General features: G+C 62.4%; 18 protein-coding genes and 1 pseudogene. 10 read left to right on the top strand and 9 right to left on the bottom strand.

Annotation, left to right across the window (positions count from 1 at the left end):
* Positions 1-19: 19 nt before the first annotated feature.
* From ACIOUG_RS12385 to ACIOUG_RS12375, 3 genes are all read right to left on the bottom strand, one after another.
* The gene (locus ACIOUG_RS12385; protein ID WP_401065760.1) at positions 20-1399 is read right to left on the bottom strand and encodes an MFS transporter; all 1380 of its coding nucleotides are present in this window, start codon (positions 1397-1399) and stop codon (positions 20-22) included.
* Positions 1400-1528: 129 nt separating this feature from the next.
* A complete protein-coding gene (locus ACIOUG_RS12380; protein ID WP_401065757.1) occupies positions 1529-2260 on the bottom strand; it encodes an ArsR/SmtB family transcription factor in 732 nt (243 codons plus the stop codon).
* Between the two features lie 316 nt (positions 2261-2576).
* On the bottom strand, positions 2577-3506 hold the full coding sequence (locus ACIOUG_RS12375; RefSeq protein ID WP_007962958.1) for a LysR family transcriptional regulator: 930 nt from the start codon (positions 3504-3506) through the stop codon (positions 2577-2579).
* A gap of 118 nt (positions 3507-3624) precedes the next feature.
* Between ACIOUG_RS12375 and ACIOUG_RS12370 the strand changes: the two genes are divergently transcribed.
* From ACIOUG_RS12370 to ACIOUG_RS12360, 3 genes are all read left to right on the top strand, one after another.
* Positions 3625-3918: a putative quinol monooxygenase gene (locus ACIOUG_RS12370; protein WP_003221365.1), complete on the top strand. Its 294-nt coding sequence runs from the start codon at positions 3625-3627 to the stop codon at positions 3916-3918.
* 32 nt (positions 3919-3950) lie between these two features.
* Positions 3951-4964 carry a zinc-binding alcohol dehydrogenase family protein gene (locus ACIOUG_RS12365; RefSeq protein WP_401065754.1) on the top strand — a complete coding sequence of 338 codons (1014 nt, stop codon included), beginning with the start codon at positions 3951-3953 and terminating at the stop codon, positions 4962-4964.
* Between the two features lie 153 nt (positions 4965-5117).
* Positions 5118-5291, top strand: a complete 174-nt coding sequence (locus tag ACIOUG_RS12360; protein WP_007962962.1) for a hypothetical protein — start codon at positions 5118-5120, stop codon at positions 5289-5291.
* 5 nt (positions 5292-5296) lie between these two features.
* Here the strand turns inward: ACIOUG_RS12360 and ACIOUG_RS12355 are convergent, their stop codons facing one another.
* Both ACIOUG_RS12355 and ACIOUG_RS12350 read right to left on the bottom strand, forming a co-directional pair.
* A complete protein-coding gene (locus ACIOUG_RS12355) occupies positions 5297-6499 on the bottom strand; it encodes a multidrug effflux MFS transporter (RefSeq protein ID WP_401065751.1) in 1203 nt (400 codons plus the stop codon).
* 204 nt (positions 6500-6703) lie between these two features.
* Positions 6704-6904 carry a heavy-metal-associated domain-containing protein gene (locus ACIOUG_RS12350; protein ID WP_401065749.1) on the bottom strand — a complete coding sequence of 67 codons (201 nt, stop codon included), beginning with the start codon at positions 6902-6904 and terminating at the stop codon, positions 6704-6706.
* Positions 6905-7052: 148 nt separating this feature from the next.
* Between ACIOUG_RS12350 and ACIOUG_RS12345 the strand changes: the two genes are divergently transcribed.
* Positions 7053-7436 (top strand): hypothetical protein, encoded by a 384-nt coding sequence (locus ACIOUG_RS12345; protein WP_027613629.1) that lies wholly within the window; start codon positions 7053-7055, stop codon positions 7434-7436.
* A gap of 13 nt (positions 7437-7449) precedes the next feature.
* Here ACIOUG_RS12345 and ACIOUG_RS12340 read toward each other — a convergent pair.
* Positions 7450-7581 (bottom strand): annotated as a pseudogene (locus ACIOUG_RS12340) (metal ABC transporter ATP-binding protein); the annotation flags it as partial.
* Between the two features lie 45 nt (positions 7582-7626).
* On the opposite strand from ACIOUG_RS12340, the gene ACIOUG_RS12335 reads away from it, so the two are divergent.
* Entirely contained in the window at positions 7627-10020 is a 2394-nt protein-coding gene (locus tag ACIOUG_RS12335) for a heavy metal translocating P-type ATPase (protein WP_401065746.1), read from the top strand.
* Positions 10017-10430 (top strand): Cu(I)-responsive transcriptional regulator, encoded by a 414-nt coding sequence (cueR, locus tag ACIOUG_RS12330; protein ID WP_007962968.1) that lies wholly within the window; start codon positions 10017-10019, stop codon positions 10428-10430. The genes ACIOUG_RS12335 and cueR overlap by 4 nt, the downstream gene beginning before the upstream one ends.
* Here cueR and ACIOUG_RS12325 read toward each other — a convergent pair.
* From ACIOUG_RS12325 to ACIOUG_RS12315, 3 genes are all read right to left on the bottom strand, one after another.
* A complete protein-coding gene (locus ACIOUG_RS12325) occupies positions 10384-11586 on the bottom strand; it encodes an MFS transporter (protein ID WP_401065743.1) in 1203 nt (400 codons plus the stop codon). The two genes, cueR and ACIOUG_RS12325, sit on opposite strands and share 47 nt — an antisense overlap.
* 223 nt (positions 11587-11809) lie before the next feature.
* Positions 11810-12706: a PA4780 family RIO1-like protein kinase gene (locus ACIOUG_RS12320; protein ID WP_003221347.1), complete on the bottom strand. Its 897-nt coding sequence runs from the start codon at positions 12704-12706 to the stop codon at positions 11810-11812.
* Between the two features lie 308 nt (positions 12707-13014).
* Positions 13015-14292 (bottom strand): acetyl-CoA C-acetyltransferase, encoded by a 1278-nt coding sequence (locus ACIOUG_RS12315; RefSeq protein WP_401065742.1) that lies wholly within the window; start codon positions 14290-14292, stop codon positions 13015-13017.
* 327 nt (positions 14293-14619) lie between these two features.
* Between ACIOUG_RS12315 and ACIOUG_RS12310 the strand changes: the two genes are divergently transcribed.
* The 4 genes from ACIOUG_RS12310 (at position 14620) to ACIOUG_RS12295 (ending at position 20507) form a co-directional block, all read left to right on the top strand.
* Positions 14620-15972 carry a 3-oxoacyl-ACP reductase gene (locus ACIOUG_RS12310; protein ID WP_401065739.1) on the top strand — a complete coding sequence of 451 codons (1353 nt, stop codon included), beginning with the start codon at positions 14620-14622 and terminating at the stop codon, positions 15970-15972.
* A 2-nt stretch (positions 15973-15974) separates the two neighbouring features.
* The gene (locus tag ACIOUG_RS12305; RefSeq protein WP_401065737.1) at positions 15975-16829 is read left to right on the top strand and encodes a MaoC family dehydratase; all 855 of its coding nucleotides are present in this window, start codon (positions 15975-15977) and stop codon (positions 16827-16829) included.
* 304 nt (positions 16830-17133) lie between these two features.
* Positions 17134-18702, top strand: coding sequence for a collagen-like triple helix repeat-containing protein (locus tag ACIOUG_RS12300; RefSeq protein ID WP_401065734.1), 1569 nt, complete (start codon positions 17134-17136; stop codon positions 18700-18702).
* Between the two features lie 134 nt (positions 18703-18836).
* Positions 18837-20507, top strand: a complete 1671-nt coding sequence (locus ACIOUG_RS12295; RefSeq protein WP_401065732.1) for a ShlB/FhaC/HecB family hemolysin secretion/activation protein — start codon at positions 18837-18839, stop codon at positions 20505-20507.
* Positions 20508-20646: the final 139 nt, after the last annotated feature.

Genomic DNA, 20646 nt, shown 5'->3' with positions numbered 1-20646 from the left:
AGCAGGCTCGCTCCCACATTTACACCGGTGTCGACTCTGTCAGCTCTTCCAGCGTCTTGCCCCGCGTCTCCATCCCGAACAGCCAAACCACCCCCGCCGCAATCGCAAAGCACAGCGCCCCCAGCGCAAACACCCCGCCCTGCCCGGTAATCGGGAACACCAGCCCGGTCACCAGTGGCCCGAGCAACGAACCGACCCGGCCAATCGCCGAGGCGAAGCCCGAGCCGGTCGCACGCGCCGAGGTCGGGTACAACTCCGGCGTGTAGGTGTAGAGCACCGCCCACATGCCGAACAGGAAAAACTGCATCAGCAATCCCGAGCTGATCAGCAGCGCGACGTTGCCACCGAACACCGCGCTCTGCCCGTAGAGAAACGCCATCACCGCGCCGCCGAGCAACGTCACAATGCACACCGGTTTGCGCCCCCAGCGTTCCACCAGCCACGCCGCCATCAGGAACCCGGGAATCCCGCCCAGGGAAATCAGCACGGTGTAATACACCGATTGGGTCACGGCAAAACCCGATTGTTGCAACAACGCACTGAGCCACGACGTCAGGCCGTAGAAACCGAGCAAGGCGAAAAACCACAGGCTCCAGATCATCGTCGTGCGCTGGCGATATTGCGGCGACCAGATCTGCCTGAGCGCCGAGAAAAAGTTGCCCGGCGGCGTCACGGTCCTTGGCAGGCGCACCGGCTCAGGCAGCGTCGCGCCCCCGAGCGAGGTGCGCACACGCGCCTCGATCGCGTTCAGGACCTTGTCCGCCGCTGCATGGCGTCCGGCCTGTTCCAGCCAGCGCGGTGATTCGGGAATGAAGAAACGGATCGCCAACACAAACACCGCCGGCACCGCCAACACCAGGAAGATGTCGCGCCAGCCAATCAACGGCAGCAGGAAGTACGACAGCACCCCGGCGGCGACAAACCCCAGCGGCCAGAAACCATCCATCAATGCAATGTAGCGTCCGCGTCGTTGCGCCGGGATCAGCTCGGACAGCATCGACTGCGCAATCGGAAACTCCATGCCCATGCCGATCCCCAGCAGGATGCGAAACAGCGTCAGGCTCTCGACCGTTTGCGCGGTCGAACACAGGTAACTGGCCACGCCCCACAGCACGATGCTCCACTGAAACACCGGTTTGCGCCCGAAGCGGTCGGCGAGCATGCCCGACAGCGACGCCCCCAGCACCATGCCGAAAAAACTCGAACTGGCGAGCAGGCCTGCTTGTGCACTGCTCAAGCCAAACTCGGTTTTGAACGAGCCGAGCAGGAACGTCATCATGGCCAGGTCCATGGAATCGAAAAAGAACGCCAGGGCGATGATGATGAAAATGACCCGGTGATAACCGCTGAGCGGTAGCCGTTCCAGGCGTTCTGCCGCGCTGAAGTTTCGCGTATCCATGTCCCATCCCCCCTCCACAATGTGTGCGGATCGAGTGTGCGGGATTACGCCTCAGCGCTTTTTCTGGATACGACCTGTTCGCAGTCACCGGCGACGCCAGTGTCGAAGTGTCGGCTGGCGAACGCTCTATTACGCCAATTCCAGCTCGGTTTCCCTGGCGAAACAGTGGATTTCCCGCTGCCCGGACGGGGTCACTTGCAAGGCTCGCGAATCCTTGGGCAGCACCAGCCAGCCGGACTGCATGAACAGTTGCAGCAGCGCCGCGCCGAGTGAGCCGCCCAGGTGCGGGCGACGCTCGCTCCAGTCCGGACAGGCGCACGCCACCTGAGCCTTGCGATGAGCGAGGGCCTGAATGAACACACCGCGGTTGGCCAATTGTGTCGAGCCTTTGAGCGTCACCACGACCCGCTGCTCGATCTGTTCGAGCCAGCCGGCATCGAGCAGACGCTGATACAGATCGGCGGCCAGCGTGCCGCCCAGATGGTCATCACAAAAGCGCGCACGCAGCAGTGAAGACGGCGCAGTTTGAGGATTGACGCTCGGTGTCGAGCGTTTGAATACGTGAGGAATTTCTCGCGGAGCACTGGCGATCGTGGCGCTGGCCAGGGCTTCGATGGCCGCCGCGATCTCCGGGGCGGCGAGGCGGAAAAAGCGCTTGCGTCCACGGACCTCGACTTTCAACAGGCCCCCGGCGGACAAACGCCCCAGATGTGCACTGGCCGAGGATGGCGACAACCCTGCCAGCAGCGCCAGCTCTTCGGTCTGGCGGGCCGAGCCATCCATCAACGCCCACATCATCGCACTGCGCTTGGGGTCGGCCAGCAGCGTGGCGATCTGGCTGATGCAAGGTGCATGTTCCATGTATTCACTCCCTGTTGAATCGTATCGTCTACTGCTCGAAGACATCTTGACCAGTTATGTGTCGTCGGCCAAGACGGGTAAAACGCCATGAACCGGAGCACGCCAGGCCGGTGCTGCTGCACCCGTCAATGGTGTGTCCGCGGCGTTTGTGCAGCGCTCGCCAAGCCCTGAAAAAACCGCGCGAATTCTGCCCTGGCCGGTTATCGGTGCAGGTTTGAGGCGGTCGCTAGTATAAGCGGGATGCACGCCGCTTCCTGCGCCGTGGCTGACACGAATGGTGATAGTTCCTGAGAGAAATTTCGCTAATTGCCTGCGACTAATGATCAACTTTCGGGAAATGAGGAAATTGACTACTCAATTCGGCGCATCGGCTGGCGAGCATTTCCCTCAAAAGGTTCACCGGCTTACTCAATTGAGCGCGATGGGCGCACAAAAGATTCAGTGGAGCTCGCTCGCAGAGCAATTCCGGCAGTAACACCTTGAGGCGTCCGGCGAGGACATCAGCGCCGACATCGAGCCACGATTTGTAGGCGATGCCCGCCCCCGCCACCGCCCACAACCGCACGACGTCGGCGTCATCGCTGAAGCGATCGCCACTGACCGTCAGGCCGACTTCACGTTTGCCGTCATGAAAACTCCAATGGTCGTGCACCCGGCTGCCGAGCATGTACAACAGGCAATTGTGCTGCGCCAGTTGTTCGAGCTGACGCGGTTCACCGTGGCGCGCCAGGTACGCCGGCGAGGCGCAGAGCACGCGGCGATTGTCCGGGGCGATGGGCAGCGCCACCAGACTCGAATCCTCCGGTTCGCCATAACGCAAGGCGATGTCCACCGGCTGGCGGAACAGGTCGGCGATCCGGTCTCCAAGCAGCAGGCGCACGGTCAGCTTCGGATGCTCGCGCTGAAACTCGTCGAGCCATGGCAACAACAGGTTGCGGCCGAAATCCGAAGGCGCCGACAACTGCAGGATGCCGCTGACCTGATCCTGCGCGCTGGACAGAAAACGCCGGCCTTCGTCCAGCGAACTCAACGCGGCCCGCGCATATTCGAGAAAGCCTTCGCCCTCGGCAGTCAGGCGCAGGCTGCGGGTCGAACGCGCCAGCAGACGCACACCCAGTTGCTGTTCGATACGTTTGAGCGCGGCGCTGGCCACAGCGGCAGACATGTCCATCACCCGCGCCGCCGCAGACAGGCTACCCAGATCCGCCGCGCGAACGAACAACTGCAAATCGTCGAAACGCAGCATTCTCAGCCTCGATTATCAAAAAAATATTGAAAGAGACTGCTCTTTTAGCCGGTTTTATCGTGCCGAGAAATAGCCAATTATCTGCTCAAGCGAATTTATCCCGCGACCGGAGCCGCACATGTCCCAAGCATTCACCGCCATCGCCACCCTGATCGCCAAACCCGGCCAGCAGGACACCCTCGAAAACGCCCTGCGCGCACTGGTTGAGCCGAGTCGCGCCGAAGAAGGCTGCAGCCAGTACGACCTGCACCGCGACCTGGCCGATCCGCTGACTTTCTATGTGATCGAACACTGGGCCAGCGAGGAAATCCTCCAGGCGCACAACGCCAGCGCGCATTTTCAGAACTTCCAGGCCGCCGCCGGCCACTGCATCGAACACTTCCAATTGAAACGCCTGGGCGCCATCGCCTGAGCCCTTCTTCTATTACCGTTACGGAGCAAGTCATGAAAGCCATCGCCTATTACGCCTCCCTGCCGATCAGCGACGAAAAATCCCTGCAAGACATCGAACTGCCGGAGCCGGTCGCCGGCCCGCGCGACCTGCTGGTGGAAGTCAAAGCCATCTCGGTCAACCCGGTCGACACCAAGGTGCGGCAGAACGTGGCGCCGGAAAACGGCGCAGCAAAAGTGCTGGGCTGGGACGTCGCCGGTGTGGTCAAGGCTGTCGGCAGTGAAGTGACCCTGTTCAAGGCGGGCGACAAAGTGTTCTACGCCGGTTCCATTGCCCGTGCCGGTGGCAACAGCGAGCTGCACGTGGTTGATGAGCGCATTGTTGGCCACATGCCGAAATCCCTCGGTTTTGCCGAAGCGGCTGCGCTGCCGCTGACCGCGATCACCGCGTGGGAGCTGCTGTTCGAACGCCTGCAGATCCGTGAGGGCAAAACCGATGAAGGTCAAAGCCTGCTGATCGTCGGTGCGGCCGGCGGCGTCGGTTCGATTCTCACCCAACTGGCCCGCCAGTTGACCGGGCTGAAAGTGATCGGCACCGCGTCCCGTGCACAGACTCGCGACTGGGTGACCGAGCTGGGTGCCGACCTGGTGATCGACCACAGCCAGCCGTTGAGCGAAGAAATGCAGCGCGCCGGCATCGAGCACGTGACCCACGTCGCCAGCCTGACCCAGACCGATCTGCACCTGGATCAACTGGTCGAGGCGCTGACACCGCAAGGCAAACTGGCGCTGATCGACGACCCGAAGTCGCTGGACGTGAGCAAGCTCAAGCGCAAGAGCCTGTCGCTGCACTGGGAGTTCATGTACACCCGCTCGCTGTTCGAAACCCCGGACATGATCGAGCAACACAAACTGCTAAACCGCGTGGCCGAGCTGATTGATGCGGGGACATTGAAGACCACGGTGGGCGAGCATTTCGGCACGATCAACGCGGCGAACCTGCGTCGCGCGCACGAGCTGCTGGAAAGTGGCAAAGCCAAGGGGAAAATTGTTTTAGAAAGTTTCTGAAAATCTGAAGGCCGCATTCAGCACCAGTCCAAGTAAGGGCTGGTGCTGTTTTTTGCCGTCAGTCAGATGCTTGAGCGTTGTCACAAATGCGATCGTATTCAGGTCTACAATCGAAGCCTCTGCGATGCATCTTTTACACAAGGGAGGTCAGCAATGAAGATCCTGATAAAAGAAGTGGCAAAGTCTCAATGGCAGGTTCGTCTGGACCAGCACGCTGTGACATTTCGCAGTGAAGCCGAAGCCCTCGCCTTCACCCGCACCCTCGAAGCGCGCCTGCACGCGCCCCATCAGTTTCCCGACCCCGGGCAGCAGCGCGCCGCCGGCTGAGGGTTTCAGGCTTCGGCCTGTGCTTGCGCCAGTGCGCGGGCATTTTGCAAATGCCGGGTGTACATCGCGACGCTCACCACCAGCAATCCGCACAGGCTGATGACCATGGCCATCGGCATGGCGCTACCGTCGTGCAGAACGCCCACCAGCGAAGCCGCGCCGGACGCCACGCTGAACTGCAGACAACCCATCAGCGCCGAGGCACTGCCGGCACGCGCGCCCTGACCGTTCATCGCGCAGGCCGCTGCGTTAGGCAGGATGCAGCCGAGGCTGGCAATACACACGAACAACGGAATCAACAGCGGCCACAAGGCTTCGGTGTGCAGGGCGCTGACCGCGAGCAAAGTCACTCCGGCCAACAGATACACCCACACCGCCCGCGCCAGCAGGAACGCCGGGCCGCGCTTGGCCAACAGCCGCGCGTTGACCTGAGCCACCAGAATGAAACCCGCGGCATTGGTGCCGAACAGCCAGCCGAAATGCTCGGCCGGTACGCCGTAGAGTTTAATGAAGACGAACGGCGAACCGGCGATGTAGGAAAACATCCCGGCAACCGCGATACCGCCGGTCAGCGCGTGGCCGAGAAACACCCGGTCGCCGAACAACCGACCGTATTGGCGCAACGCACCGGACAACGGCTGGCGCGGCACGTAGTCGGGCAGGCTTTCCGGCAGGCCAAGCGCCACGGCGAGGCCGGCGATTGCACTGAAACCGGTCAGCACCAGAAAGATCGACTGCCAGCCCGTGGTGTTGACCAACAGACCACCGAGCAGCGGCGCGAGGATCGGCGCCAGGCCCATCACCAGCATCAATTGCGAAAAGACTTTCGCCGAACCGACCGCATCGCACTTGTCACTGACCACTGCCCGGGAAATCACCATCCCCGCACAGCCGCCCAGCGCCTGGACGAAGCGTGCGCCGATCAGCCACTCCAGATTCGGTGCGTAGGCACAGGCCAGCGAGGCCAGGGTGAACAGGCCGACACCGACCAGCAGTGGCAGGCGCCGCCCAAAACGGTCGGCCACCGGGCCGTACAGCAATTGCCCGATCGACAGGCCGGCGAAATACGCCGCCAGGGTCAGCTGCACATGCTTTTCATCAGTGCCAAAGGCCAGCGCCATCGACGGAAACGCCGGCAAATAGAAGTCGATCGCCAGCGGACCGAAGGCGCTCAAGGCACCGAGAATCAGAATGGTACGGAAGTTCATCAGGCATCCAGGTTGGATAGAAGTCGGCAGCCCGACAGTCTAGCCGCGTGGGGACGCCTTGAACATTCCGATAGCTCGCTAACTATTAGAAAGTCAGACGAACTGCACAGCAAAGATCAAAAGATCGCAGCCTTCGGCAGCTCCTACAGGAGTCGCACCAATACCTGTAGGAGCTGCCGCAGGCTGCGATCTTTTGGCTGTTGATCACCCGGCCAATTTCACCGGGTAACCCTCTTCGCTGATGACCTCAATGACCTGCTCCGGGTTGAGCGAACTCTCGACGCCAACTTCTTTGGCCGCCAGATCGACCCGTACGCTGGCCGCCGGATCTTTCTTCTGCACGGCATCGGTGATCGCTTTTACGCAGTGACCGCAAGACATGCCTTGAACGCTGAACACTTGCATGGTTTAGCTCCTTTGACTGAGGTTGTCGGCAGTCTCGAGCTTGCCACCATGGCAAGGTCAAGTTCTGCAAAAAACTGCCGGGCTGGCAATCGGCGCCGCGCTCAGCCAAGCTGCGTGCATCAATGACTCAAATTCAGGAGATTCAGCCATGCGCTGGTCAGCTTTCAGCCTGTTTGGCTTGCTCAGCCTCTTTGCCGCCCTGCCCCAGGCCAACGCGACCGGTGAGGACTACGCCGTTCTGATCATCTCGCGCGAGCGTCTGGAAGTGCCGACTCCCTGCGAGATTGGCGTGTACGTCAATGATGAACTGGCAGCGCGCCTTCTTCAGGAACAGACCACTTCGTTCAACCTGCCCCACGGCACGATTTCCATTCGTCTGAAACAGTTGCCTGGTCAGGTGCCGGGTTGCCAGGCAGGCATGCTCGCGCCGCCCGCGCAGGAGATCTCGCTCAAGGCTGGCGATGTGCTCAAGTACCGGATCGCGGCAAATGCCAAAGGTTTGTACCTGCGACCTGCCGCCCTCGAATATTAATTAAAACAAACGGTGGGAGCGGGCTTGCTCGCGAAGGCGGTGTGTCATTCAGCGATGATGTTGACTGACACGCCGCCTTCGCGAGCAAGCCCGCTCCCACATTGGTTTGGTGCCGGTCAATATTGGCGCTTGACCTTGCCCGCATGGCAAGGTTAATCCTTGTAGGCATCTTCTACAGGGAGTAAGACCGATGTCCGATTCCATCACTTTCGATTTGCCGATTGCCGGTATGACCTGCGCCAGTTGCGCCGGGCGTGTCGAGCGGGCATTGCGCAAAGTCAGCGGCGCCAGTGGCGTCAGCGTCAATCTCGCCACCGAACAGGCCCGCGTCCAAGCCCCCGGCGACAGTTTGCCGGCGTTGATGGAGGCGGTTGAACGCGCCGGTTACAGCGTGCCGCAGCAAACCGTGGAATTGAGCATCGACGGCATGACCTGCGCCTCGTGCGTCGGCCGCGTCGAGCGCGCCCTGAACAAAGTCCCAGGGGTGAAGAGCGTCAGCGTCAACCTTGCCAACGAACGCGCACACCTCGAATTGCTCGGTCAGGTCGACCCGCAAGCGCTGCTCGACGCCGTGCGCAAGGCCGGCTACTCGGCCAGCGTCTGGCAAGCCGAACACCCCACTACCGATAACCAGCAACAGCGCCTGCAACATGAGCGCTGGGCGCTGATCTGCGCCATCGCTCTGGCCTTGCCGCTGGTGCTGCCGATGTTGCTACAACCGTTCGGCATTCACTGGATGCTCCCGGCCTGGGCGCAATTCGCCCTCGCCACACCGGTGCAATTCATTTTCGGTGCACGTTTCTATGTCGCCGCGTGGAAAGCCGTGCGCGCCGGGGCCGGCAACATGGACTTGCTGGTCGCCCTCGGCACCAGCGCCGGTTATGGCCTGAGCCTGTACGAATGGGCCACCGCCGCCGGGCGCATGCCGCATCTGTATTTCGAAGCCTCAGCCGTGGTGATCGCCCTGGTGCTGCTCGGCAAATATCTGGAAAGCCGCGCCAAACGCCAGACCGCCAGCGCCATCCGCGCCCTCGAAGCCTTGCGTCCGGAACGGGCGATTCAAGTCATCGACGGTCGCGAGCAAGACGTCGCAATCAGCGCTCTGCGCCTGAACGATCAGGTCTTGGTCAAACCCGGCGAACGCTTCCCGGTCGACGGCGAAGTGCTCGAAGGCCAGAGCCACGCTGACGAAGCGCTGATCAGCGGCGAAAGCCTGCCAGTGCCAAAACAACCGGGCGACAAAGTCACCGGCGGCGCGATCAATGGTGAAGGACGCCTGCTGGTGCGCACCACCGCCCTCGGTGCAGAAAGTGTGCTGGCGCGGATCATCCGTCTGGTCGAGGACGCTCAAGCGGCGAAAGCGCCGATCCAGAAACTGGTGGATAAAGTCAGTCAGGTGTTCGTGCCCACCGTGTTGCTGATCGCTTTGGCGACACTGATCGGCTGGTGGCTGTACGGCGCGCCCATGGAAACCGCATTGATCAACGCCGTCGCCGTGCTGGTGATTGCCTGTCCGTGTGCCCTCGGCCTCGCCACCCCGACGGCGATCATGGCCGGCACGGGTGTGGCTGCGCGCCACGGGATTCTGATCAAGGACGCCGAAGCGCTGGAACGTGCCCATGAAGTCGACAACGTGGTCTTCGACAAGACCGGCACGCTGACTTCCGGCACCCCGCGTATCGCCCATTTCAGTGCGCTGGATGGCGATGAAAATACTCTGCTGACACTGGCCGGCGCCCTGCAACGCGGCAGTGAGCATCCGCTGGCCAAAGCCGTGCTGGACGCTGCCGCCGAGCGCGGCTTGCAGGTGCCGGATGTCCGCGACAGCCAGTCCCTGACCGGGCGCGGCATCGCCGGCACGCTCGACGGTCGGCGCCTGGCGCTGGGCAATCGGCGCTTGCTGGAAGAAAGCGGCTTGAGCGCCGGCCACCTCGCCGAATCCGCCAAGGCTTGGGAAAGCCAAGGACGGACCCTGTCGTGGCTGATCGAACAAAGCCCGGAACCGCAAGTGCTCGGTTTGTTCGCCTTCGGCGACACGCTCAAGCCCGGCGCACTGCAAGCGGTGCAGCAACTGGCCGGCCGAGGTATCCACAGCCATCTGCTGACTGGCGACAACCGTGGCAGCGCGCGCGTGGTGGCCGAGGCGCTGGGCATTGAAAGTGTTCACGCCGAAGTACTGCCCGCCGACAAAGCCGCGACCGTCGCCGAACTGAAGAAAACCGGGGTGGTGGCGATGGTCGGCGACGGCATCAACGACGCCCCGGCACTGGCGGCGGCCGACATTGGCATCGCCATGGGCGGTGGCACCGACGTAGCGATGCACGCTGCCGGCATCACCTTGATGCGCGGCGATCCACGGCTGGTGCCGGCGGCGCTGGAGATCAGCCGCAAGACCTACGCGAAGATCCGCCAGAATCTGTTCTGGGCTTTCGTCTACAACCTGATCGGCATTCCGCTGGCGGCGTTCGGCTTCCTCAACCCGGTGCTGGCCGGCGCGGCGATGGCATTGTCGAGCGTCAGCGTGGTGAGCAATGCGCTACTGTTGAAAACCTGGAAACCGAAGGATCTGGAGGAGCACCGATGAACATCGGCCAAGCGGCCCGGCACAGTGGCCTGAGCGCGAAGATGATCCGCTATTACGAGTCGATCGGCCTGCTCAAGGCTGCCCATCGCACCGACAGCGGCTACCGGGTCTACAGCGACGATGACCTGCACACGCTGGCGTTCATCAAGCGCTCGCGGGACCTGGGTTTTTCCCTGGAGGAAGTCGGCAAGCTGCTGACCCTGTGGCAGGACCGGCAACGCGCCAGCGCCGATGTGAAGGCGTTGGCCCGCCAGCACATCGACGAACTGAATCAGAAGATCCGCGAACTCGGCGAGTTGCGTGACACCCTGCAGGACTTGGTCGAGCACTGCAATGGCGACCATCGCCCCGACTGCCCGATCCTCAAGGAACTGGCGTCGGGCTGCTGCGCGCAACCCGCCCGCGCCTGAACGCCAACAGCTTCACGGTCAACAAGGTGCCGAGCGGGATGCCATGGAACAGCATGACCACGGCACCCGGCGTCCACCATTCGTAGAACGGCGCGGCAATCAGCATGCCGACGCCGAACCCGGTCATTTGCAGCAAGGTCAGGAAACTGAAAATCGGCAGGCGCAAATGCTCCGGTTCACGCTGCAGACGCGACATCAGGCTGACTTCGGAAACACCGTCACCCAACCCCGCCGGCAGCGAAAACAGCAGCAGACCGAGCAGGCTGTGCTGCTGGAACATCAGGATGAAGCCGCAGGACATCAACGCCACGCCGAAGAAATACCGTCGCTCCAGATCACTGTTATCCGTGCCTTTGCGGCGACTGGCAATCCGTGCACCGAGCAGTTTGCCGCTGGCCCACACCGCCAGCATCAGGCCCAACGTAGTGCTGGCCGAATCGGGTGTCAGCAGTCTGGAAATGATCGGGAACCCGACGTTGTGCGCGGCACTGCCCAAGGTGTCGGCCATGGTCACGGCAAGCATCGCCGCGATCACCGGGGCACTGCGCAGGCCTTGCTTGAGGGCTGACCATTCGCCGCGTTCGCTGGCTGATTGTTCGCTGACTTCTGCAGCGGCGAAGCGCAACGGTGCAATCAACAGCGCTGCCAGCACATAGGTCAGTGCGTTGAGCGCGAACACCGTTTCGAAACCGAATGCCGCCACCAGCAAGCCGGAGACCAGACTGCCGCCGACCATCGCCGCCGATGACGCCGACGTGATCCAGGCATTGGTTTTCAGTAGCTGCGCCGGCTCGATCAGCCTCGGCAACTGGCTGTTGAGGCCGATGGCGAACATCGAGTTGCCAAAGCCCAGGCCGAAAGCAATCAGCGGCAGCAGCAATGCCTGCTGGCTCACCGGCAGGATCAACAGCAGACCAAGCAGCGCCGCGCGTAGCAGATCGAAGGCAATCAGCGGCACCCGGCCACTCCAGCGCCGGTAGCAGCGTGTACCGATCAGGCTGGCGAACATCCCCCCACCGACCCGGCTGGCGAGGAAGATCCCGACACTCATGGCGCTGTTGCTCAGCAGGTAAACATAAGTCGCCAGCGCGACCATGTTGAGGAAAGCGCCGAAGTCGGAGATCAGCCGGGCGGTGATGATGAGGCGGGCGTTCACATTCAATCCTTGAGTGTGCGAGGGGCGACAAGATTCCCACACACACTCCAGGAACACCACAAAACCCTTGTAGGAGTGAGCCTGCTCGCGATGGCTGTGTATCAGGCAACACTTTTGCTGAATGACACACCGCCATCGCGAGCAGGCTCACTCCTACAAGGGATCTTCGGTGGTTTGGGCAGGTCCAAAAAACCCGGCCGAAGCCGGGTTTCTGTTCAAGCGCTTACTGCATCCACGGTGGCGGAGGTGGTTCGTCGGACTTGCCTTTGGGCTCGTCATCCGCCGCACGGATCGCCTGCTTGCGCTCTTCGTCGAGACGCGCCGCTTCGATCTCGCGCAATACACCGCCAACGTCGGCCAGGTCTTCCGGATCGTCGAACTCACCGGTCAGCACGCTGTTGGGGTGCAGGGTGCCGGCTTCGTACAACGCCCACATTTCTTTCGCGTAGCGGGTCTGCTTCAGCTCCGGGGCAAAGCGTCCGAAGTACGAAGCCATGTTGCCCACGTCGCGCTCGAGCATGCTGAACGCGTGGTTATTACCCGCCGCATCCACTGCCTGCGGCAGGTCGATGATCACCGGGCCGGTTGGCGTCAGCAGCACGTTGAACTCCGAGAGGTCACCGTGCACCAGACCGGTACACAACATCAGCACGATCTGCGAGATCAGGAACGCGTGATATTCACGGGCCTGATCCGGCTCCAGCACCACGTCGTTCAGACGCGGCGCGGCATCGCCGTATTCGTCGGCCACCAGTTCCATCAGCAGCACGCCGTCAAGAAAGTCGTACGGCTTGGGCACTCGCACGCCGGCACCGGCCAGACGGAACAGCGCCGCGACTTCGGCGTTCTGCCAGGCGTCTTCGGTCTCTTTGCGACCGAACTTCGAGCCCTTGGCCATCGCCCGGGCCTGCCGGCTGTTACGCACCTTGCGGCCTTCCTGATACTCGGCTGCCTGGCGGAAACTGCGTTTGTTCGCCTCCTTGTAAACCTTCGCGCAACGTAACTGGTTACCGCAGCGCACCACATAAACAGCTGCTTCTTTACCACTCATGAGTGGGCGCAGCACTTCGTCGACCAGACCGTCTTCGATCAGGGGTTCAATGCGTTTTGGAGTCTTCATCAGCTTTTATTGTGGGTCCTTTATTACCAAACACGCGAATGTCACTCGTTATACGGCAATCCTCGCGTTACGGGGAGGGGTTGCCGACCTGTGAACCCATGGATGCACACACCGTGCCGAAATAATCGAGCTTTGCCGATCATAGCCGAGCCGGTTTGAAATGTTGGCAATCGGCGTCGAGGGCATTTGCGACAGAATCTGACATGCGGCGGTGATGAAAAGATTCAGGGTCAAAAGATCGCAGCCTGCGGCAGCTCCTACATGAGATTGGCGAGCACCCTGTAGGAACTGCCGCAGGCTGCGATCTTTTAGCGTTCGATGATTGCGGTGACGCCCTGACCACCAGCAGCGCAGATCGAGATCAGTCCCCTGCCCTTGCCCGCCGCATCCAGCAATTTAGCCATGTTCGCGATAATCCGCCCGCCGGTCGCGGCAAACGGATGCCCGGCCGCCAGCGAGCTGCCTTTCACATTCAACCGACTGCGGTCGATCGACCCCAGCGGTGCGTCCAGCCCCAGGCGCGTCTTGCAGTATTCGGGGTCTTCCCAGGCCTTGAGCGTGCACAGCACCTGGGCGGCGAACGCTTCGTGAATTTCGTAGTAATCGAAATCCTGCAAAGTCAGCCCATTGCGCGCCAGCAGGCGTGGCACGGCATACACCGGCGCCATCAAGAGGCCTTCGGCGCCGTTGACGAAATCCACCGCCGCCGCTTCGCCATCGCGCAGATACGCGAGGATCGGCAGACCTCGTTCCTTCGCCCACTCCTCGCTGCCCAGCAACACCACCGAAGCGCCGTCAGTGAGCGGCGTGGAGTTGCCCGCCGTCAGCGTACCCTTGGCGCTTTTTTCGAACGCGGGTTTGAGCGTGGCGAGTTTTTCCAGGGTCAGGTCCGGGCGCAGATTGTTGTCGCGGGTCAGGCCGAGAAACGGCGTCATCAGGTCGTTGTGCCAGCCTTCGCTGTAGGACGCGGCGAGTTTGTGATGGCTTTCGAGGGCCAGTTGATCCTGCTCTTCACGGGGAATGTTCCAGGTCTGCGCCATCAGTTCGCAGTGCTGCCCCATCGACAGGCCAGTGCGCGGCTCGCCGTTACGCGGGAATTCCGGGATCAAGTGCTGCGGTCGCAGTTGCAGCAAGGTTTTCAGCTTGTCGCCGGTGGTCTTGGCGCGGTTGGCCTGCAAAAGGATTTTGCGCAGGCCTTCGCTGACGCTGATCGGCGCGTCCGAGGTGGTGTCGACGCCACCGGCAATGCCGCAGTCGATCTGGCCGAGGGCGATTTTATTCGCCACCAGCAGCGCCGCTTCCAGTCCGGTACCGCAGGCTTGCTGGATGTCATAGGCCGGAGTGGCCGGTGACAGCCGCGAGCCGAGCACGCATTCGCGGGTCAGGTTCATATCCCGTGACAATTTAAGCACCGCACCCGCCACCACTTCGCCGATGCGCAGGCCGTGCAGGTTGTAGCGTTCGATCAGGCCTTCAAGCGCGGCGGTGAGCATCACCTGATTGCTGGCAGTGGCGTACGGCCCGTTGGAACGGGCGAAAGGAATACGGTTACCACCGATGATGGCGACGCGGCGCAGCTGACTCATGAAAAACTCCTTGTCCAAATGGTCGAATTCACCTGAAGCCTTGTAGCAGTGACCTGTGGTGAGGGGATTCATCCCCGATGGGTCGCGCAGCGGCCCCCTCATTGCAATCGCTATACATTGCGGCTGCTTCGCAGCCGATCGGGGATGAATCCCCTCGCCACGGCTCACTGCTACAGGGTTCAACGTTGTTTCTGAATTTGTGTTTGGCCACACAACCATCAGCGGCCAACTACTCTGCTGTTCTAGCGTAGGCCTTATTGCGTGGATCGAACGATTGATTGCCGTTGGTAGTCCACACTTTGAACCCCAACTTCTGGAGAGCGTTCCATGTCTGACCGCTATATCGACTTCGCCAACTCGTCCATCGGCCACCGTCTGGTCGGGGCTTTGGGCCTGCCGTCGCCGGTGCGGCTGGAACGCTGGCAGGCTGGACGCCTGCGGCCGGTGGACGGTGCGCTGCTGATCGGCGGCGGGCCGCTGGCCGAGCGGGTCAATGCGTTCGCCAACCGCCTGACCGACGCGATCTACAGCTACGGCACCGAACCGTCGCTGGCTACTGCGTGGATTCCCGGGCACGGACCGAAGCTCAAGGCCGTGGTGTTCGACGCCAGCGACCTGCAACACACCGACCAGCTCAAACAGCTGCGCGAGTTCTTCCAGCCGCTGATGAAAAACCTCGACAGCAGCGCCCACCTGGTGATCCTCGGCCGCGCCCCGGAAACCCTGCGCGAGCCCTTCGCGTCCAGTGCGCAACGGGCGCTCGAAGGCTTCTCGCGCTCGCTGGCCAAGGAGCTGCGCAGTGGCGGCACGCTGCAACTGATCTATGTCGGTGAGGGTGCCGAAGATCAACTGGAAGGCCCGCTGCGGTTTTTCCTCTCGCCGAAAAGTGCCTTTGTCTCCGGGCAGGTGATTCGCCTGAGCCCATGCGCCACGCCGGTCACCGATTGGACCCGGCCATTGGCCGGACGCAAGGCGCTGGTCACCGGCGCGGCACGCGGGATCGGCGCCTCGATTGCTGAAACCCTGGCCCGCGATGGCGCCGAGGTGATTCTGCTCGACGTACCACCGGCCAAGACCGATCTGGAAGCCCTCGCCGCACGTCTCGGCGGCCGGGCGATCACCCTTGATATCTGCGCCGAAGATGCCGCCGCGCAACTGATCGAGCAACTGCCGGAGGGCATCGACATTCTGGTGCACAACGCCGGGATCACCCGCGACAAGACCCTGGCCAACATGACTCCGGAATTTTGGGACGCGGTGCTCGCGGTCAACCTCAATGCCCCGCAAGTGCTGACCAAGGCCCTGCTCGACAGCGGCACCCTGCACGACAACGCGCGTGTGATTCTGCTGGCCTCGATCAGCGGCATCGCCGGCAATCGCGGGCAGACCAACTACGCCGCGAGCAAGGCCGGCCTGATCGGCCTGGCCCAGGCCTGGGCGCCGACGCTGCACGAACGCGGTATCAGCATCAACGCCGTGGCCCCGGGCTTCATTGAAACCCAGATGACCGCGCACATTCCGTTCGGCCTGCGTGAGGCCGGGCGGCGCATGAGTTCGCTGGGCCAGGGCGGCTTGCCGCAAGACGTCGCCGAAGCCGTCGCGTGGCTGGCACAGCCGGGCACCGGTGCGTTCACCGGCCAGGCATTGCGGGTCTGTGGACAAAGTGTTCTGGGGGCATAGGCATGAGCATTGAATGGCACACCCTCGACCGCGAACCGAGCCTGCCCGGCCTTTACGCGCGGGCCGCGACCCGGCGCAAGATCACCGGCACCCGACTGCCCGACAGCGGTTTGCGCTGTTGGGTCGATGTCGACGGCCAGAAGCTGGCGGCCTATCGCAAAGTCTGCGGCTTTACCGATGACGGCCTGCTGCCGCCGACTTATCCACACATCCTCGCGTTCGCTCTGCAGATGCAATTGCTCACGGCCAAGGACTTTCCGTTCCCACTGCTGGGGCTGATTCACCTGAGCAACCGCATTCGCGTGCTGCGGCCGATGGGCGGGATCAGTCGCGCGCAAGTCAGCGTCCGCGTGCACAACCTGCAGCCGCATCCCAAAGGTGCGACCTTCGATGTGTTGACCAGCCTCGATGATCAACTCGGGCCGCTGTGGGAAGCCGAAAGCCAGATGCTCTGTCGCGGAGTGAAACTCGAGAGTGAACCCGCCGAACAACACTGGGAACCCTCGCAAGTCTTGACCCAGGTGGCACAGTGGAAAGCGCCGGCCGATATCGGTCGGCAGTACGCCAAAGTCTCGGGCGACTACAACCCGATTCACCTGAGCGCGGCCAGTGCCAGGCTGTTCGGTTTTCCCACGGCGATTGCTCACGGCTTGTGGAACAAGGCGCGAACCCTCGCGGCACTGGCTGATCATCTACCCAAGGCCAACCTTGAAATCGCCGTGCATTTTCGCAAACCGGTGCGTTTGCCCAGCGATGTTTCGTTGCTGGCGAGTGCGGCGGGGTCGAGTGGCGAATTGCGCCTGATCGGCGCCGGCGACCTGGAACATATGGTCGGTCAGTGGCAACCGGTTGCCTGACCCTGCACCCGGGGCAAGCCTGTAAATTGTGTATATATCACTTAAGTTTTGCCGCGCCCGAGACCGTACTCTGAAAAACTCCAAGCCTTGATTTTCAAGGCCTTTTTTTGTGCGTCTATATCTTGGGTATTAGTCCTTAGGCACGGCGCGGCGTCTTATATATAAAGGCGTTAATACCAACTTGAGAATGGTCGAAACCTGCGGCGCGATTGAGATTGACACCACGGACGAGGCATCACCGACAACAGATCGGTGAGCCATCGAAAACGACGAAATGTTGTTACAGGTGCAAGGAATCTCAATCATGAAAACTCAAGTGTGGTGCAAATCGGCAACAGCTCTGGCATTGATCCTTTCCCTTGGTCTCGCTGGCTGCAGCAGCGGCGGTGGCGGCCATCACAGCAGTTCCGGCAGCTCTTCGCCAGACAGCGCGACGTCGGGCACGGGCGGAACCGGTGGCACGGGTGGTACTGGCGGCACCAATACCGCAGGCACAGGTGGCACTGGTGGCACTGGCGGTACCGGCACGACCAATCCAACCAACCCAACCGACCCGACCAATCCAACGAACCCGACCAACCCTACGGATCCCACCAATCCAACCAACCCGACCACCACGCCGCTGGTGACCACCACGCTGGTGCAGGATGTCGGCAAGACCGTCGCTGGCGTCGGCGATGGCGTCGGTCAGGTCGGCGATTCGCTGAGCAGCGTTCCGGTGGTCGGTGGCGTGGTGCAAAGCGCCGCCAACACCGCCGGCAATGTGGTCAGCACCCTGGGTAATGGCGTCGCCAATGGCATCGGCAAACTGGGTACGGTCGACAATGGCCTCGGCGTCACCGCATCCTCGGTCGGCGGCGTGGTGGCCGATGTCGGCAACGGTGTCTCGGACCTCAGCGGCAAACTGGCGACCGCCACCGGCAGCGTTCCGGTGGTCGGCGGCGTGGTCACCAAAGTCGCCCCGGTACTCAACGGCGTCGGCGAAAAAGTCACCATGCTCGGCGACACCCTGAGCCTGGCCACCACCACCGGCCCACTCGGCTCCGTCACCAAAAGTGTCGGCAACGGTCTGGTGCCAGTGATTGCCATGGTTGAAAGCACCACCGACAAAGTCGGCGATGCGACCGGCCTCGGCGCGCCACTCAATGGCGTCCTCGGCCAGGTCGGTGGCGCCGTCAAAGGCTTGGGCGGCCAAGTCACCGGTGCCGGCAGCGGCAACGCCTTGACCAACACCGTCGGCGGCGCCTTGACCAACGTCGGCACCACCGTCGGCAAGGCTGGCGGGCTGGTGGACAACGGCACCAACAGCGGTGGTGGTTTGGGCGGCGGTCTGGGTGGCGGCCTCGGCGGTACCGGTTTGCTGCAAACCGTCGGCGGCGCAGTGGTCAACGTCGGTAGCGGTCTGAACGCCGGCAACACCAACGGCGTGGTCAGTGCCGGTGGTGTCACTGCGGGCGGGCTGGGCAATACCATCGCTTCGCTCAACACTGTACTCGGCGGCTCGGGCACACCGATCACTGCCACCACCTCACCACTGGCCACCGTTGGCGCCACCGTGGGCGCAGGGCTTAATCCAGTGACCAGCGCCGTCACCGGTCTCACTCAACAGGTCGGCGCCACTACAGGTCTCGGGGCACCGGTCGCCGGTCTCACCGGTCAGGTCGGCGGCGCAGTCAGCACCATCGGCAACACCATTGCCGCCACCAACAACCCGGTGACCACCGCCGTCGGTGGTCTGGTCAACAACGTCGGCGCCACTGTCGGTGCGGTCGGTGGTCTGGTCAACGGAGGCACCGCCACAGGTGGCGCCACTGGCGGGCTGGGCGGTGTGCTCGGTGGCCTGACCGGCGCTCTTGGAGGTAACAAACGCTAAATTGCACCTGGCCGATTCGACGGCCTCACCTACAGCGCCTACGCTTGGTTGAGGGCGGAAGATTCCCACGAGTCTTCCGCTTTTTTCTTAGGAAAAATTTAACCCAGCGCTGTGATCTGACCATGGAGTGTCCTATGCGCGTAATGGCATCCCTGCTGTTCCTCAGTATCAGTTCCGCCGCCCTCGCCGACACCCTGCCCAGCTTTCTCAACAGCAACGAAACCACCCGCAACCTGCCCGTGCCGAACCTGCCGGCCGATGCCTATCGCCCCGCCGCCACGCCCCTGCAAGTCCCCGAGCCCGGCGCGGCCACGGCGCAGCCGCTGTTGATGGACACCAAAGTCAATCTGAAAACCGTGCAGATCGAGGGCGGTACGATCTACCCGCTCGACGAACTGGCGCAAGTCTACAAACCGCTGATCGGCCATCAAACCAGCCTCGCCGAGCTGATCGAAGCCACCCGCGACATCACTCGACGCTACCAGAAAGACGGTTACCTGCTGTCCTATGCGTTCCTGCCGCAACAGCGCTTCGACGATGGCGTGGCCCGAGTGGTACTGGTGGAAGGTTACGTGCGCGACGTGCAGGTGCAGGGCGATGTCGGCCGGGTCAAAGGCCTGCTCGACGAACTGGCGGCAAAAATCCAGTCCGAGCGCCCGCTGACCCGCAAGACGTTCGAGCGCTACACCACTCTGATGACGCGTATTCCCGGGGTCACCATCCAGGCGCAAGTACCGCCGCCCGGGACCACCGACGGCGCGACCACTTTGGTGGCCCAGGCCAGCCGCAAACCGTTCACCAGCACCATGAGCACCACCGAAGACAACCGCAACGGCACCCAGGCGCTATTGGGGGTCAGCAGCAACTCGCAGACCGCCATGGGCGAGCAGTTGACCCTCAGCGGCCTGTTTCCGCCGGGTGATGATCACGAGCATTACTACCGTGCGGACTACAACCAGTTTCTCAACAGTGAAGGCACGCAACTGAGCCTGTTTGCCTCGCGCTACCGGGCCGACCCGGGCACCAGCCTGTTCACCAGCGACGGCTTCGAACTCAAGCCGCACAAGGAAGACGACCGCTACTCCATCGGCGTCAGCCATCCGTTCATTGCGGCGTCCAACGAGCTACTGAATGCCGGTGCGCGGTTGTACGCGGTGGATGACAAAAACCGCTACAACGTGGTCGGCTATCCGCTGAGCATCGAGGAACGCACCAACGTGCGCGCCCTCGCGTTCGAAGGCGACTGGCGAAAGACCGATGCCCGGCAACTGCGGATTCTCAGCGGCGGCCTGTACCAAGGTCTGGACAGCATGGGCGCGCATTCCACCAACCCGGCGCTGGACCTGAACTTCCTGCGCCTGCGCCTCTCCGGGGTCCAGAGCGACAAGTTCTTCGACAACTGGCAAGGCGTGCTGTCGGCCGCGCTGTACTGGAGCGACGACACCCTGCCCGACAGCGAACGCGCGGTATTTGGCGGGCAGAATTTCGGCCGTGGCTACCCGGACGATCAGGCGTCGGGCGACAAGGGCTGGGGCGCGGCTTACGAGGTCAACTACAGCTTCAATCGCGACGGCAACTGGGTGCGCATCCTGCAGCCATACGTGGTGCTGGACCGCTCGAAAACCTGGTTCAACAAACTGGCGGTGCAGAGCAACGACCTGTCATCGGCGGCGGTCGGGCTGCGCTTTGGCGATGCCAAGTACTACAACATTGCGCTGGAGGCCGCCAAGCCGATGTCGGACGAAGCATTGGATACGTTCAATCGTCGGGCACGTTACAGCATCAGTTTCAGCTATCAACTGTAGGGAGTCAGATCAATCAACTGAGCGGACAGACCGCTTTCGCGAGCAAGCCCGCTCCCACAGGGGAATGCACATCCCTGTGAAGGCGGCCTTGCTCCCACATGGGAACGCACATCCCTGTGGGAGCGGGCTTGCTCGCGAA

The sequence above is a fragment of the Pseudomonas sp. NPDC087803 genome (genome assembly GCF_044742995.1).
GTDB lineage: Bacteria > Pseudomonadota > Gammaproteobacteria > Pseudomonadales > Pseudomonadaceae > Aquipseudomonas.
Note: the sequence above shows the minus strand (reverse complement) of the source record. Positions and strands in the feature narration are given on the sequence as shown.